The organism is Flintibacter muris (assembly GCF_943192995.1).
GTDB lineage: Bacteria > Bacillota > Clostridia > Oscillospirales > Oscillospiraceae > Lawsonibacter > Lawsonibacter muris.
The window spans coordinates 22,481-35,948 of record NZ_CALPCP010000015.1; the positions used below are offsets into that span (position 1 = coordinate 22,481).

Annotated in this window: 16 protein-coding genes; 14 read left to right on the forward strand and 2 right to left on the reverse strand. The window is 57.2% G+C overall.

Annotated features, from left to right (window positions below; translation table 11 throughout):
- Positions 1–113: 113 nt before the first annotated feature.
- The 4 genes from NFS22_RS12500 (at position 114) to NFS22_RS12515 (ending at position 2,897) form a co-directional block, all read left to right on the forward strand.
- Positions 114–359 carry a hypothetical protein gene (locus NFS22_RS12500; protein ID WP_251318091.1) on the forward strand — a complete coding sequence of 82 codons (246 nt, stop codon included), beginning with the start codon at positions 114–116 and terminating at the stop codon, positions 357–359.
- A gap of 82 nt (positions 360–441) precedes the next feature.
- Positions 442–642 carry a DUF951 domain-containing protein gene (locus NFS22_RS12505; protein ID WP_251318092.1) on the forward strand — a complete coding sequence of 67 codons (201 nt, stop codon included), beginning with the start codon at positions 442–444 and terminating at the stop codon, positions 640–642.
- A 19-nt stretch (positions 643–661) separates the two neighbouring features.
- Positions 662–1,549, forward strand: a complete 888-nt coding sequence (locus tag NFS22_RS12510) for a B12-binding domain-containing radical SAM protein (RefSeq protein WP_251318093.1) — start codon at positions 662–664, stop codon at positions 1,547–1,549.
- Between the two features lie 304 nt (positions 1,550–1,853).
- Entirely contained in the window at positions 1,854–2,897 is a 1,044-nt protein-coding gene (locus NFS22_RS12515; RefSeq protein WP_251318094.1) for a cell wall hydrolase, read from the forward strand.
- 68 nt (positions 2,898–2,965) lie between these two features.
- Here NFS22_RS12515 and NFS22_RS12520 read toward each other — a convergent pair whose 3' ends face one another.
- Complete coding sequence (locus NFS22_RS12520; protein ID WP_251318095.1) at positions 2,966–3,313, reverse strand: hypothetical protein; 348 nt, start codon at positions 3,311–3,313, stop codon at positions 2,966–2,968.
- 47 nt (positions 3,314–3,360) lie between these two features.
- Entirely contained in the window at positions 3,361–3,693 is a 333-nt protein-coding gene (locus NFS22_RS12525; protein WP_251318096.1) for a helix-turn-helix transcriptional regulator, read from the reverse strand.
- 228 nt (positions 3,694–3,921) lie between these two features.
- On the opposite strand from NFS22_RS12525, the gene nusB reads away from it, so the two are divergent.
- Genes nusB through recN form a run of 10 tightly spaced genes read left to right on the forward strand, consistent with a single transcriptional unit; the run spans position 3,922 to position 13,468 of the window.
- A complete protein-coding gene (gene nusB / locus NFS22_RS12530; RefSeq protein ID WP_251318097.1) occupies positions 3,922–4,422 on the forward strand; it encodes a transcription antitermination factor NusB in 501 nt (166 codons plus the stop codon).
- Entirely contained in the window at positions 4,422–5,354 is a 933-nt protein-coding gene (locus NFS22_RS12535; protein ID WP_251318098.1) for a tRNA (adenosine(37)-N6)-threonylcarbamoyltransferase complex transferase subunit TsaD, read from the forward strand. Before nusB ends, NFS22_RS12535 begins: the two co-directional genes overlap by 1 nt.
- Complete coding sequence (gene xseA, locus NFS22_RS12540) at positions 5,351–6,610, forward strand: exodeoxyribonuclease VII large subunit (protein WP_251318099.1); 1,260 nt, start codon at positions 5,351–5,353, stop codon at positions 6,608–6,610. Before NFS22_RS12535 ends, xseA begins: the two co-directional genes overlap by 4 nt.
- Positions 6,611–6,635: 25 nt before the next feature.
- A complete protein-coding gene (locus tag NFS22_RS12545; protein WP_251318100.1) occupies positions 6,636–6,872 on the forward strand; it encodes an exodeoxyribonuclease VII small subunit in 237 nt (78 codons plus the stop codon).
- The gene (locus NFS22_RS12550) at positions 6,865–7,752 is read left to right on the forward strand and encodes a polyprenyl synthetase family protein (RefSeq protein WP_251318101.1); all 888 of its coding nucleotides are present in this window, start codon (positions 6,865–6,867) and stop codon (positions 7,750–7,752) included. The genes NFS22_RS12545 and NFS22_RS12550 overlap by 8 nt, the downstream gene beginning before the upstream one ends.
- Positions 7,753–7,778: 26 nt before the next feature.
- On the forward strand, positions 7,779–9,647 hold the full coding sequence (dxs, locus tag NFS22_RS12555) for a 1-deoxy-D-xylulose-5-phosphate synthase (protein WP_251318102.1): 1,869 nt from the start codon (positions 7,779–7,781) through the stop codon (positions 9,645–9,647).
- Complete coding sequence (locus tag NFS22_RS12560) at positions 9,628–10,440, forward strand: TlyA family RNA methyltransferase (RefSeq protein WP_251318103.1); 813 nt, start codon at positions 9,628–9,630, stop codon at positions 10,438–10,440. Before dxs ends, NFS22_RS12560 begins: the two co-directional genes overlap by 20 nt.
- Entirely contained in the window at positions 10,437–11,309 is an 873-nt protein-coding gene (locus NFS22_RS12565; protein WP_251318104.1) for an NAD(+)/NADH kinase, read from the forward strand. Before NFS22_RS12560 ends, NFS22_RS12565 begins: the two co-directional genes overlap by 4 nt.
- Positions 11,306–11,758: an arginine repressor gene (locus tag NFS22_RS12570; RefSeq protein ID WP_251318105.1), complete on the forward strand. Its 453-nt coding sequence runs from the start codon at positions 11,306–11,308 to the stop codon at positions 11,756–11,758. The genes NFS22_RS12565 and NFS22_RS12570 overlap by 4 nt, the downstream gene beginning before the upstream one ends.
- A 21-nt stretch (positions 11,759–11,779) precedes the next feature.
- Positions 11,780–13,468 (forward strand): DNA repair protein RecN, encoded by a 1,689-nt coding sequence (gene recN / locus NFS22_RS12575; RefSeq protein WP_251318106.1) that lies wholly within the window; start codon positions 11,780–11,782, stop codon positions 13,466–13,468.

Here is a 13,468-nt window from a genome sequence, read left to right on the forward strand (position 1 = left end):
GGATACCTTATATTGCAATTATTGGTGTTATACTTTATTTTTTTGTCTACAAACGGAGTAAATTCAAAAACAGATCGGGCGCGGGAGCGTTTTTCTTTGAAAATGATTGTCTGGTGCTGAACACAGGCGTGCCGTACCCCATCCCTTTCGGTGAAATTGAGCGGGTGGAGCTGCACTATAACCAGCTGGAACTGGACCACCGGCTGTCATATAGCCTGTGGGTCTGGGTTGTCAGGAAAAACGGAAAAACCAAGCGGGTATACTACAAGGGCTATCGTACAGCCAAACTCGCCCTGCCGTCTGATATGAAAGCGGCTCTGGAGGAGAAGGGCCTTCATGTTTTGATGGTTGACCAGTAGTATGAATTTGAGGTGGACACCGCTTGGAAATGAAAATTGCTTTACAGGAAAGTTCTTTGACTGAATCAGCAAGGAGGCCAGCATGGATATCCACATCAACGATATACTAAAGATGAAGAAGCCACACCCCTGCGGCAGTCAAGAGTGGCTGGTTCTGCGGGTGGGGATGGACTTTAAAATGCGCTGCCAAGGCTGCGGGCATGAGGTCATGCTGCCCCGGAGCAAGGCGGAGAAGAACATTAAAAAGGTTTTCCGGGACGGTCAGCCGGTGGAAAATCTGTAAAGGAAAGGAGCCTTACTATATGCGCTACGACAGTGATTTGCTCTACCGTCCACCGGGGGAGTGGAAAAGCTACCTGCTGCAATGCACCATCGGGTGCTCCAACAACCAGTGTACCTTCTGCGGAATGTACAAAACGAAAAAATTCCGTATCCGTCCGGTGGCTGAGATTCTGGAGGACATTGATATGGCCCGGAATTACTACGGCCCGGAGCTGCGGCGGGTATTCCTTATGGACGGAGACGCTATTATTATGAAGACGGAGGAGCTGCTCCAGATTCTCCGCAAACTCTATGATCGGTTTCCCAAGCTGGAGAAGGTCACTCTCTACGCCGGGCCCAAGAGTACCCTGTCCAAAACGCCGGAGGAACTGCGTACTCTCCACAAGGCAGGGCTGTCCCGGGCCTATCTGGGGGTGGAGAGCGGCAGCGAGCAGGTGCTCCAGTTTATCCATAAGGGCTGTTCCGCTGAGCAGATGCTGCTGGCTGGCCAGCGGCTGGTGGAGGCGGGTATTGATCTGTGGGTCACCATCATCCTGGGTATGACCGGAGCCAACGGCGAAGGTGGAAACTGGGAAGAGCACATTTTATCTACAGCTAACATGATTAACGCCATGAAGCCCCGGCATCTGTCCGCCATGACCTTTGCCCCCGCCAAGGGGACCCCTCTGGGGGAGGACGTGCTGGCCGGACGGTTTGAGGTCTGCTCCGCCGACCATGTACTGGAGGAGTGCCGTCTGCTTATTGAGCATCTGGACGTGAATCCGCTTCATTTTACCAGCAACCACGCATCCAATTATCTGCCCTTGAAGGGCGGCCTGCCAGAGGACCGGGAAAAATTCCTGGATATGATCGATCAGGCTCTGGCAGGGAAGATCCGTCTGCGCAAGACGCTGAATCGGGGAATTTAAATACCGGAAAACGTCCGTCTCCAGTTTTTTACTTCTGGAGGCGGGCCTTTTTACAGATACAGATTTTCTGTCACAATATGGGAGCAACGGTAAAAAGAAGGGAAAGGACCGGTTATTCCTATGAATTTCTAACAATTTATACAATATCAGCCGGTCAATTCTAGGCAGTTTTGCCCTTGTTTTGCATATCAGAATTGGTTACAATGTGGTTACAAAAGTAACAGCGGTTGCTTTTGATTGTCATAATTCTGGCTCAGGTTGTCATAATTTTGACATAACTCGCAACAAAAAAGGAGTGCAGACAATGAAGCGAAAGCTGATTTCCGTTATGCTCAGCGTCTTTGCCATGCTCCTCCTGATGGGCGCCGCGGCCGATACTGAGCCTGCGGCCTCCCTCTTGGCAGAGGAGGAGAGCACCGTCTCTGACGAGACGGCGCTTGAGACTGAAGCGCAGTTACCCGAAGAAGTCACCGATCCGGCGGAGGAGGAGGGCTCCGCGAATACTCCGGCTGAGGAGGATGATTCCGCAAATACCCCCGTTGAGGAGGAAGACTCCACCAAAACCCCTAGCCTGGAAGGAAGCCCTCTGATCCCCTCTTTCACCACAGGGGACCCCAGCCTGCTTATCAACGGCGTGCCCGCCCCCTTGGAGCTGAACAAGGAGATGCAGGATGGCGTTACCTATGTGTCTCTGTCCGTTATGGCCCGTCAGTTGGCGCCCAACGCCCAGATCAGCTGGGACGGTTCCGCCGCCTCTGTGGTGACCGATCAGCTGACCTTGACTGCTGAGGTGGGCCAGCTCTATGTGGTGGCCAATGGACGTTACCTCTACGTGCCCGGACTGGTACAGCTGACCCAGGCGGGTCAGGTGATTGTCCCTTTGCGGGTGGCCGCCAAGGCCTTTGACGCCCAGGTGGGTTATGACGCCGCTACCGGCATGACCACTATAACCAGCGGAACCGGGGCGATCCAGCCTGGCGACACGTTCTACAATCAGGATGATTTGTTCTGGCTGTCCCGGGTCATTCAGCGGGAGAGCGGCAACCAGCCCATGGAGGGCAGGATGGCTGTAGGCAATGTGGTGCTCAACCGGGTGGCTGACCCTGTCTTCCCCGACACGGTGGAGGGCGTTTTGGCTCAGAAAAACCAGTTCAGCACCTATAAATCGGGTGTGCTGGCCGCTACTGACCCCTCCAAGTCCAGCACCATTGCCGCCAAGCTGGTAATGGACGGCGGCGTAGTGGAGGAGACGCGGGGTGCGTTGTATTTCGACTCCGGCATCAACAGCTGGGCCGCGCGGAATAAAGAGCTGATCGCTACTATCGGCGGTCACAAGTTCTATGGATAAAAAACAGGGACGCTGAAAAGCGTCCCTGTTTTTTGCTGGAAATCAAGCAGACTCTATCAGGTTGTTGATCAGCTCCCTAAGCTTTTGACAGGCGGCCGCCTGGCCACTGACAGGGGAGAAGTCCGATACTTGGGGGTGCCGTCCGGATTTTTCTCCACAGCCAGCTGATTGCCCCACTTGGTGAGCAGGAAGGACCCGGTGTCCGGAATATCCATGGGATGGCCTGTCCACTGGTTCAGCGCTCGGGAGGCCAGAACCATCTCGGCGGTGCCGCGGTACCGTACAAAACTTCCGTCGGAGTTGTGACAGCCCAGAGAAATCAGGCGGTAGTCCAGGTTGGCGCAGGCATACTCCGATTCTGTAAGCTGGCTCAGGTCCAGCAGCTCTCTGCACAGCCCCTTCCATGCTCGGGTCATGGACGCAGGATTGTATTTTTGAGCCAGCTCTTTGATATCCTCATCGGTCAGCTTGGCTCTGGGCGGGGCGTTCTTGGCCGCTTCGGCTTGTCTGGCTTTACAATGTATGCGTCAGGCATATCCGGATCATAGGGAGCCAGAGGCACACTGATCTCTCCACCTTGAAATTGGTCCGGCTGGTCCATCCCACCACGGACCAGCTCGTCCAGCGGGACGCCGTACACTTCGCTCAGGTTGATTAGATTGTCCAGCGAGGGGACCGCCGCTCCCACCTCCCATCTTGATATGGCCTGGCGCGAGACTGACAGCATCTCGGCCAGCTCCAGTTGGGTCAGACCCTTGCTCTTGCGCAGGTCCGACAGCTTTTGCTTCAATTCCATAGCATCTTCACCCCATCTATTTTAAGAAAAGCCATCCAAAAAGTAAACCGCATCCCCGTTGCATTGGGGAAACCAGTGGTTGCTCAGGCAATTTATATGTATATCGGCTGGACCTGCACAGGAAATGACAGGCCGTGAAAAGATTTTCAAAATAGGGCTTTTCTTTTTGTATATTCATGTATATAATACTTTAGGAAGTTTATGGACCAAGTATGGGAGGCTGTACCTATGACAAGAAGCAGCGCGAGAGAGATCGCCATGCATATCATTTTTTCTCTGGGCTTTAACAACCGCAGCGCTCAGGACATTCTGGACGCGGAACTGACCCGGGAGCGGTTCCAGGAATTGGCAGATGAACTGCCCCTTTATGAGCAGTTCCCCAACGAAAAGCAGGAGCGTTACATACGGGACCTGGTTCAGGGCGTGTTTGCCCACGGGCCGGAACTGGACGACTGTATTGGCCGCTACTCGGTAGGCTGGGCCTTTGCCCGCATTCCTCGTATGGCGGCGGCCATCATGCGTACCGCCATGTATGAGGTGCTGTACATGCCCGATATCCCCAACGCCGCCGCCATCAACGAGGCGGTGGAGATTGCCAAGAAGTATGAGCCGGCGGAGGTTGTTTCCTTCCTCAACGGTATTCTGGGCTCCTTTGTCCGGGCGGAATTTGAGGATACTCCGCCCAAACCGGAGAAAAAACAGAACCAGCCTGAGCAGGAGGGAGAGTAATGCCTGTCCTTGGGCTGGATACCAGCAACTATACCACCTCCGTCGCCCTTTTTGACGGGCAGTCAGGGGAGAATATTGGCCGCCTGCTGGACGTGCGGCCAGGCGAGCTGGGCCTGCGTCAGAGCGACGCCCTGTTTCAGCATGTGAAACGCCTGCCCGAGCTGCTGGAAGGATTACTGGGGGAGAGGCGGGATATCCGGGCCGTGGGGGCCTCTACCCGTCCCAGGGCGGTGGAAGGCTCCTACATGCCCTGTTTTTTGGCGGGGGAGTCTCAGGGACGGGGAATTGCCGCCACGCTGGGCGTCCCCTTTTACGCCCACTCCCATCAGCAGGGACACCTGGCCGCCGCCGCCTGGTCCGCCGGACGGATCGATCTGCTGGACGCGCCCTTCCTGGCCTGGCACCTGTCCGGAGGAACCACGGAATTGCTGCTGATCAGACCGGAGGGAGCCTCCGTTGCAGCTGAAATCATTGGCGGAACCAGCGACCTGTCCACCGGCCAGCTCATCGACCGGACCGGGGTGCTGCTGGGCCTCCAGTTCCCGGCGGGCAGAGCTCTGGACCAGATGTACAGCCAGGCAGATACTTGCTATGAGCCGAGAGTAAAGCTAAAAGGCCTTACATTTTCTCTGTCCGGAATGGAGAACCAGGTGAATGCCCTGAAAGCAAAAGGCGAGCGGCCGGCCAACATTGCACGCTTTACCATAGATGCGATTGTTAATGTAGTCTGGCGGGCCACCCAGGAGGCCCAGCGGCGCTATCCCGGTCTGCCGGTGCTGTGTTCCGGAGGAGTGGCCTCCAACAGCCAGCTGCGGGCGGGGATGACCCAGTTCCATGGAGCTGTCTTTGCGGAACCCCGATACTCCACCGACAATGCTATAGGGGCCGCTATCCTCACCTGGCGGGCACTAAAAGCGGAGGAGAAGCTATGAGAGAGGATACCATCCTGACCCCCAGCCAGGTGGGCCAGTACTTGAAAAATATGATGGACCGGGACCGGCTGCTGTCTGGTCTGCTGGTACGGGGAGAGCTGTCCAACTACAAAATGTACCCCTCCGGGCACCACTATTTTACCTTAAAAGATGGAGAGGGGGCCCTGCGGTGCGTCATGTTTCGGGGGGATGCCCAGTCCCTGCGTTTTCGCCCCCAGAATGGTATGCAGGTTATCGCCGCCGGCCGTGTGACTGTCTTTCCACGGGACGGGCAGTACCAGTTATACTGTGCCCGCCTTACGCCGGAGGGGGTAGGAGATCTGGCTTTGGCTTTTGAGCAGTTAAAGACCAAGCTGGCCCAAGAGGGGCTTTTTGACCCGGCTCATAAGCAGGATATCCCTGAGTTTCCGGAGAAAATCGCCCTGGTTACCTCCCCAGCCGGGGCGGCGGTGCGGGATATGATTCGTATTTTAGGCGCCCGTTGGCCTCTGTCTGAGATTAAGGTGATTCCGGTACGGGTTCAGGGGGCGGAGGCCCCCGGCGAGATTGCCGCCGCCATCCGCTGGGCAGACGCTCACCGTGTGGCCGACCTGATCATCACCGGCCGGGGGGGCGGCTCCATGGAGGACCTGTGGGCCTTCAATGAGGAAGTGGTGGCCAGAGCCATTTATGACGCCCAAACTCCCATTATCTCCGCCGTGGGTCATGAGCCTGATGTAACCATTGCCGACTTTGTAGCCGATCTGCGTGCCTCAACCCCCTCTAACGCCGCCGAGCTGGCGGTGCCTGACCAGAATGATATTTACGCGGTTCTCCTGGGTGACCGGGAGCGGCTGGAGGGCGGCATGTCCGTCCGTCTGGCCCGTTACCGCCAGGCGCTGGATCGGCTGGCCGCCAGCCGGCCCATGACAGAACCTGCATCCTATTTTCGGGAGAAACGGCTGCTGCTGGACTATCAGAGCAGCCGCCTGGCCCACGGCCTGCGGCGCTGTGCCTCCGGACAGCGGGAACGGCTGGGAAAGCTGTCCAATGCGCTGCCCGGTGGAGCGGAGCGTGTTGTCGCCAAACGCCGGGAGCGGTTGAAGGCTCTGGCCGCCTCGTTAGACGCCATGAGCCCTCTGAAAGTGCTGGGACGGGGCTACTCTATCGCCCGGCGGGAGGACGGAAAAGCCATTGTCTCTATTGGGGACGTTTCCACGGGCGACAAGCTGAAACTGACTCTGGCAGACGGAAATGTGGACTGCCAGGTATTATAAAGATGTAAAGAAAAGAGGAACATCTATGGCCGCAAAAAAGAAGCTGGATTTTGAGGGCTCCATGGCCCGTCTGGAGGAGATCGTATCTCTGTTGGAGAGGGGAGACGCCCCTCTGAACCAGTCCATGACCCTCTTTGAGGAGGGGGCCAAACTGCTTCGGGAGTGTACCAGGCAGCTGGATGAGGCGGAGCAGAAGGTGACCCTCCTCACAGCCGGGAAAGACGGAGAAATTGTGGAGGAGCCTTTTGGGGGCAATGACTGACATGGAAAAAGACTTTACAGAAATAATGGCGCGGGATCAGGCCTTGGTGGAGGACTATCTGGCCCAGGCGTTTGCCTCGCAGACCCGCCATGCCAATTTGCAGGAGGCCATGGAGTATTCTCTGCTCTCTGGAGGTAAGCGCATCCGTCCGGTGCTCACGCTGGAGACCTGCCGTCTGTGCGGCGGAGATGCTGAAGCGGCATTGCCTTTCGCCTGCGCTGTGGAAATGATCCATACCTACTCCCTGATCCACGACGATCTGCCCGCTATGGACGATGACGATCTGCGCCGGGGCCTCTCCACCAACCATGTTGTCTACGGGGAGGCCACCGCAATTTTGGCCGGAGACGCCCTGCTTACCGCCGCTTTTGAACAGCTCACCAGGGCCAATTTGCCCGCTGAGCGTATTGTAGAGGCTGTGCAGTGCCTGTCTCAAGCCGCTGGTTCCGCCGGTATGGTGGGCGGGCAGGCCTTGGATATGGCCGGGGAGGGCCGGGCCCTGGAGCGAGAGGAGTTGGAGCTGCTCCAAAGTCTGAAAACGGGTGCCCTCATCTCCGCCGCCGCTGAGTTGGGCTGCATTGCCGCCGGAGGGAGCCGGGAACAGCGGAATCAAGTGCGCTCCTATGCTCAAAATCTGGGCCGGGCTTTCCAAATTCGGGATGATATGCTGGATGTGACCAGCTCTGAGGAGGAGCTGGGCAAACCGGTAGGCTCCGACCAGGTCAATGAGAAAAGCACCTTTGTCACCGCGCTGGGGCTGGCTGGCTGTGCTACCCTGGTGGAGCAGCTGACCCGCCGGGGAGTGGACGCGCTCAGTGCCTTTGAGAACCCAGGCTTCCACATCTGGCTGGCCGAATCGCTGGCCACACGGACGAAATAAGTCCGATTTCCAGGAGGAATCACATTTTGACTGTACCCGATGTAAAAAAAGCGTATGAGCCAGTCCTCTCCCGCCTGTCCGACCAGGAGGGAGAGGCTTTGTGCGCCCAGCTGCGCCAAGAGCTGGTGGAAGAAGTGTCCCACACAGGAGGCCATCTGGCCTCCAACCTGGGCGCGGTTGAGCTGACGGTGGCCATCCACCGGGTCTTTGACACCTCAATAGACCGACTGGTCTTTGACGTGGGGCACCAGTGCTACACCCACAAACTGCTCACTGGCCGGCGGGAGAATATGTCCACCCTGCGGCAATATGACGGAGTAGCTGGCTTTCCAAAGCCGAGCGAGAGTATCCACGACGCGTTTATTGCCGGTCACGCCTCCAACTCGGTGGCGGTAGCTTTGGGTATGGCCAGAGCCCGGAACATACTCAGGGAGAACTATAAAGTGCTTGCCCTCATTGGGGATGGCGCGCTCACCGGAGGACTGGCCTATGAAGGGCTGTCCAACGCAGGTAAGTGCGGCCGGCAACTTCTGGTCATTTTGAATGACAATGGCATGTCTATCACGCCTAATGTGGGCGGGGTAGCTGACCATTTGGCCAAACAGCGGTTAAAGCCGCAGTACCTCACCTTTAAAAAGCATTACCGCCGAATTATGAACGCCACCGCTCCAGGAAGGGCAGTATACAAGGTAACGCACCGGCTCAAGCAGGCGCTGAAGCAGTCACTGCTGCCATGCAGTATGTTCGAAAATATGGGCTTTCGCTACCTGGGACCGGTGGATGGCCACAATTTATCCTTCCTGACCAAAATTTTACGATATGCCAAAGAGATGGATGAACCTGTTCTGATTCACGTCAAAACTGTAAAGGGAAAGGGTTTTTCACCAGCTGAGACAAACCCGGATGCCTTTCACGGTATTGCTCCCTTTGATCCCGTGACCGGAGCGCTGAAGCGGGAACCTGGAGAGAATTTCTCTGCCGTTTTTGGCAGGACGCTGACACGTCTGGCCGGGCAGGATAAGCGCATATGCGCCATTACCGCCGCTATGACTGGCGGGACGGGGCTGGAGCGCTTTGCCCAAAATTTTCCTGACCGCTTTTTTGATGTGGGCATTGCCGAGGGCTGTGCAGCCTCCATGGCCGCCGGTATGGCCAAACAGGGGGCGGTCCCCGTCTTTGCGGTGTACTCCACCTTTTTGCAAAGGGCCTACGACATGCTCCTCCACGACGCAGCCATTGATAACCTCCATGTAGTTTTCGGCGTGGATCGGGCCGGGCTGGTGGGAGACGACGGAGAGACCCACCATGGAGTTTTTGATGCGGCCTATCTGGATAGCATTCCCAACATGACGGTGCTGGCCCCCGCCAGCTTCGCCGAGTTGGAGGTTATGCTGGAAAGGGCTGTGCTCCATCTGCAAGGGCCGGTAGCGGTGCGTTATCCCCGGGGCGGCGAAGGTAAGTATGTGGGTACCAGCGGAGAGGAACCGGCGGTTGTCCTGCGCCCGGGAAACGACATTACACTGGTAAGCTACGGTATGGAGATCAATGATGTTCTGGATGCCGCCCAGCTGCTGGAGAAGCAGGGAGTTCTGGCGGAGGTTATAAAGCTAAATCAACTTACACCGCTTGTCCCTGAGGTGATTGAGGGATCCGTTCACAAAACAGGGTCCATGCTGGCAGTGGAGGAACATGCGGCACGGGGCGGTGTAGGCCAGCGGCTGGCTGCCCGGCTGGAGTTGGCCGGACTGTCTGCTCAGGTTGCTCTGATCAACTGTGGTGAGGGCTTTGTCCCCCATGGAGGGACCGCTTTGCTGAAACGGGATCTCTCTTTGGACGGGGCGGGAATCTGTAAAAAAGCGTTGGAGGTGTTGGGCCGTGGCCAAACGACGACTTGACGTTGCAATTACGGAGCTTGGTCTGGTAGAAAGCCGCCAGAAGGCCCAGGCGCTTATTATGGCCGGAGAGGTTTATGTCAACGGCCAAAAGCAGTTAAAGGCAGGGGCCTCTGTGGAGGCGGAGGACTGCATTGAAATACGGGAAAAAAAATCTCTCCGCTATGTGAGCAGGGGAGGTTTAAAGCTGGAAAAAGCCATGAGCTTATGGCCGATCGACCTGAAGAATAGGACCTGTGCTGACATTGGGGCCTCTACCGGTGGCTTTACCGACTGTATGCTCCAAAATGGGGCGCGCTTGGTATACGCTGTAGATGTGGGCTACAACCAACTGGACTGGCGGCTGCGCAGTCACCCTCAGGTAGTGTGTATGGAGCGGACCAACGCCCGCTATCTGACAAAGGAGCAGATCCCGGAACCGCTGGATTTCTTCTCTGTAGATGTCTCTTTTATCTCCCTAAGCCTGATTCTGCCTGCCCTGCGCCCCTTGATGAAGGAGGAGGGACAGGCGGTATGTCTGGTCAAGCCCCAGTTTGAGGCAGGAAAGGACAAAGTGGGTAAGAAGGGCGTAGTTCGGGACCCAGCAATCCATTTAGAGGTGCTGGAACACTTTTTGAATCACGCTGTCCAGGCGGGCTTTTCTGTAAAGGATATTACCTTTTCACCTATAAAGGGCCCGGAGGGCAACATTGAATATCTGGGTTATCTCCAGACTGGAGAAGGCTCCCCTTACAGTGGAGATTTGAATGCTCTGGTGGAACAGTCCCACAGCGCATGGAAGGAGGAGCAGGCATGAAAATTGTACTCAGTTCCAATCCCTACCGGGATAAGGGAATGCGGGTAGCCCTTGAGGCCCGGCGAATACTGGAACACGCTGGAGCCCAGACGGTGTTGTGCTTGCCCTTCCAGCCCAAAAAGGGGGACCGGCTGGATTTGCCCCGGCAGGTGGCCCTTTCTATGATGGAAAAGGAGCTTCCCTCCGCCGATCTGCTGATCTGCTTCGGCGGGGACGGTACTATCCTTCACGCCGCACGGGATGCCACCCTCCACAATGTACCTATTCTAGGTGTCAACACAGGCAGCGTGGGGTTCATGGCAGAGCTGGAGCGCAGTGAACTGCCTCTTTTGGCTCCTCTGGCCCATGGAATGTATACTATAGAAGAGCGCATGATGCTGGATGTCAAGGTACTTCGGGGAGACAAGCTCATCAGCCAGGACACCGCCCTGAATGACGCGGTTATCTCCAAGGGATCCATGGCCCGTGTGGCTGAAATGGAGGTACTGGCAGACCGTGTAAAGGTAACTTCCATTACAGGGGACGGCGTCATTGTCGCCACTCCCACTGGCTCCACCGCCTACTCCATGTCGGCGGGCGGTCCCATTGTGGAGCCCACCTCCAGGAGCATTATTGTCACCCCCGTCTGTGCCCACCAGCTGGCCGTTCGCGCTATGGTGCTGGCCCCGGAACGGGTGGTCACCGTTCAGCTTCCCAGAGGGAATAGAAAGTATTTATACTTGTCAGTAGATGGCGGCAAGGCAGTCCGGCTGACGGGGGGAGACCGGGTGGAGGTCAGGCAATCAGAGCGTGCCACCCAGCTGGTCCGTCTGGCTGACCGCAGCTTTTATCAGGTTGTCAATCAAAAACTGGGAGGGTTGAGCCAATGAAAAATGTCCGGCAGAGTGAAATTTTAACTATTGTCCAATCCAAGGATATTGACACCCAGGAGCAGCTGCTGGAGGAGCTGCGTGCCCGGGGGTTTAGCACTACACAGGCCACCATTTCCCGGGACATCAAGGAACTGCGTCTGGTAAAGGAGCTCACCAGCTCTGGAGGCTACCGCTATGCTCCGTCGGAGCGAAAGCCCTCCTCCACTTCTGATACCCGGCTGCGCAATATTTTTAAAGAAGGCGTTATTTCAGTGGAGGTGGCTCAAAATATTGTGGTAGTCCGCACTATGCCCGGCCTGGCCTCCGCCGCCTGCTCCGCACTGGACGCAATGGAGATTGACGGTATGGTAGGCAGTCTGGCCGGAGATGACACCGGAATCCTTATCATGCGGGATAACTCCTTAGCCCAGCAATTCAACAGCGAGGTACACAAGCTTTTGCGCTAAAGAGAGAAAGAGGGGAATAGCATGCTCTCACTGCTTCACATTGAAAATATCGCCATTATTGAGTCGGCGGACATCAGCTTTGACGGCGGCTTCAACGTGCTCACCGGTGAGACGGGAGCCGGTAAGTCCATTGTCATAGATGCCATCAGCGCCGTATTGGGGGAGAGGACCAGCCGGGAGTTGATTAGAACCGGGGCCAAGTCGGCGGTGGTCAACGCTGTGTTCACCGGCTCCCTGCCCGCCAAGTGGCTGGAAGACAACGGTTTTCCTGTTACTGATGAAGAGCTGATGCTCCAGCGGGAGATCCAGGGGGATGGCCGGAACGCCTGCCGGGTCAATGGACGTCCGCTTACAGTGGCCCAACTGCGAGAGCTGGGGCGGCAGCTGTTGAACATTCACGGCCAGCACGACGGCCAGCAGCTGCTGGACCCGGACTGCCACCTGGGTTATCTGGACAGTTTTGGCAAAACCGGACCTCTGCTGGAGGATTACCAGACCGCTTACCGCTCTATGGCCAGCCTGCGCAAACGAATTGCTGAACTGGAGATGGATGAGGCGGAGCGCTCCCGGCGTGTAGACACCCTGGAGTATCAGATCAAGGAGCTGGAGCGCGCTGAGCTGCGGCCCGGCGAGGATGAGGAGCTGGACGCCAGAAAGACGCTGCTCCGCAGCTCCGGCAAGCTGATGGAGGCCATCCAGGAGGCACAGTTTGCCCTGTCCGGAGGGGAGGACAACCAGGGGGCCTGCGATCTGATCAGCGAGGCGGAGGGCGCCATCCGCTCTGTGACCCGTCTGGGTCCCCAGCTGGAGGAGCTGGGGGAGAAGCTGACCAATCTCCGCTATGCGGCTGACGACGCGGCGGAGGTTCTGCGGGACTTTGCCGACGAGTTTGACTTCTCCCCAGAGGAGCTGGACCGGCTGGAGAGCCGGTTAGATGTGATTTACCGTCTGAAAAAGAAGTATGGGCCCACAGTAGCTGATATGATTGACTATCTGGAGCGCTCCAAAGCGGAGCTGGAGCAGATTCAGGACGCTGACGACACCATCCAGCGGCTGGAGAAGGAGCTGGAGAAAGCCAAAAAAGAGGCGGCTAAACGGGGCGCGGCGCTGACCAAAGCCCGGAAAAAAGCGGCGGATAATCTCCAGAAACGGGTACAGGAGGAACTGCATCAACTGGATATGCCCAAGGTGCAGTTTGTCACCGACTTTGCCCCCAGTCCCGGACAGGACAGTATGGATGACACCGGGATGGATCAGGTGCAGTTTCTTATGTCCGCCAACCTGGGCGAGGCACTCAAGCCTATCCAAAAGGTGGCCTCCGGAGGCGAGCTGGCCCGCATCATGCTGGCTCTGAAAAACGTATTGGCGGAGGACGACGGCATTGGCAGCCTGGTCTTTGACGAGGTGGACACCGGCGTGTCCGGCCGGGCAGCCCAAAAAGTGGCTGAAAAGATGGCCGACGTAGCCCGGCGCAAGCAGGTGCTGTGCGTTACCCATCTGCCCCAAATCGCCGCCATGGCGGACACCCACTTCTCTGTGGAAAAGGGGGAGAAAAAGGGGCGCACCTTCACCAATGTGGCCCGTCTGGACCGGGAGGGCCGAGTGGAGGAGCTGGCCCGCCTGATCGGTGGCGCGGCGGTTACTGACGTCCTGCGTCAGAGTGCCTCCGAACTGCTGGAACAGGCGGAGGCATATCACAACAAGAAATGA

Excerpts from the sequence above, each read along its gene's own strand:
- NFS22_RS12550 (WP_251318101.1), top strand. The coding sequence starts at position 6,865 with ATGACTGACATGGAAAAAGACTTTACAGAAATAATGGCGCGGGATCAG.
- xseA (WP_251318099.1), top strand. The coding sequence starts at position 5,351 with ATGAGAGAGGATACCATCCTGACCCCCAGCCAGGTGGGCCAGTACTTG.
- NFS22_RS12520 (WP_251318095.1), bottom strand. The coding sequence starts at position 3,313 with ATGACCCGAGCATGGAAGGGGCTGTGCAGAGAGCTGCTGGACCTGAGC.
- NFS22_RS12515 (WP_251318094.1), top strand. The coding sequence starts at position 1,854 with ATGAAGCGAAAGCTGATTTCCGTTATGCTCAGCGTCTTTGCCATGCTC.
- NFS22_RS12525 (WP_251318096.1), bottom strand. The coding sequence starts at position 3,693 with ATGGAATTGAAGCAAAAGCTGTCGGACCTGCGCAAGAGCAAGGGTCTG.
- NFS22_RS12545 (WP_251318100.1), top strand. The coding sequence starts at position 6,636 with ATGGCCGCAAAAAAGAAGCTGGATTTTGAGGGCTCCATGGCCCGTCTG.
- NFS22_RS12505 (WP_251318092.1), top strand. The coding sequence starts at position 442 with ATGGATATCCACATCAACGATATACTAAAGATGAAGAAGCCACACCCC.
- recN (WP_251318106.1), top strand. The coding sequence starts at position 11,780 with ATGCTCTCACTGCTTCACATTGAAAATATCGCCATTATTGAGTCGGCG.
- NFS22_RS12565 (WP_251318104.1), top strand. The coding sequence starts at position 10,437 with ATGAAAATTGTACTCAGTTCCAATCCCTACCGGGATAAGGGAATGCGG.
- NFS22_RS12570 (WP_251318105.1), top strand. The coding sequence starts at position 11,306 with ATGAAAAATGTCCGGCAGAGTGAAATTTTAACTATTGTCCAATCCAAG.
- NFS22_RS12535 (WP_251318098.1), top strand. The coding sequence starts at position 4,422 with ATGCCTGTCCTTGGGCTGGATACCAGCAACTATACCACCTCCGTCGCC.
- nusB (WP_251318097.1), top strand. The coding sequence starts at position 3,922 with ATGACAAGAAGCAGCGCGAGAGAGATCGCCATGCATATCATTTTTTCT.
- NFS22_RS12510 (WP_251318093.1), top strand. The coding sequence starts at position 662 with ATGCGCTACGACAGTGATTTGCTCTACCGTCCACCGGGGGAGTGGAAA.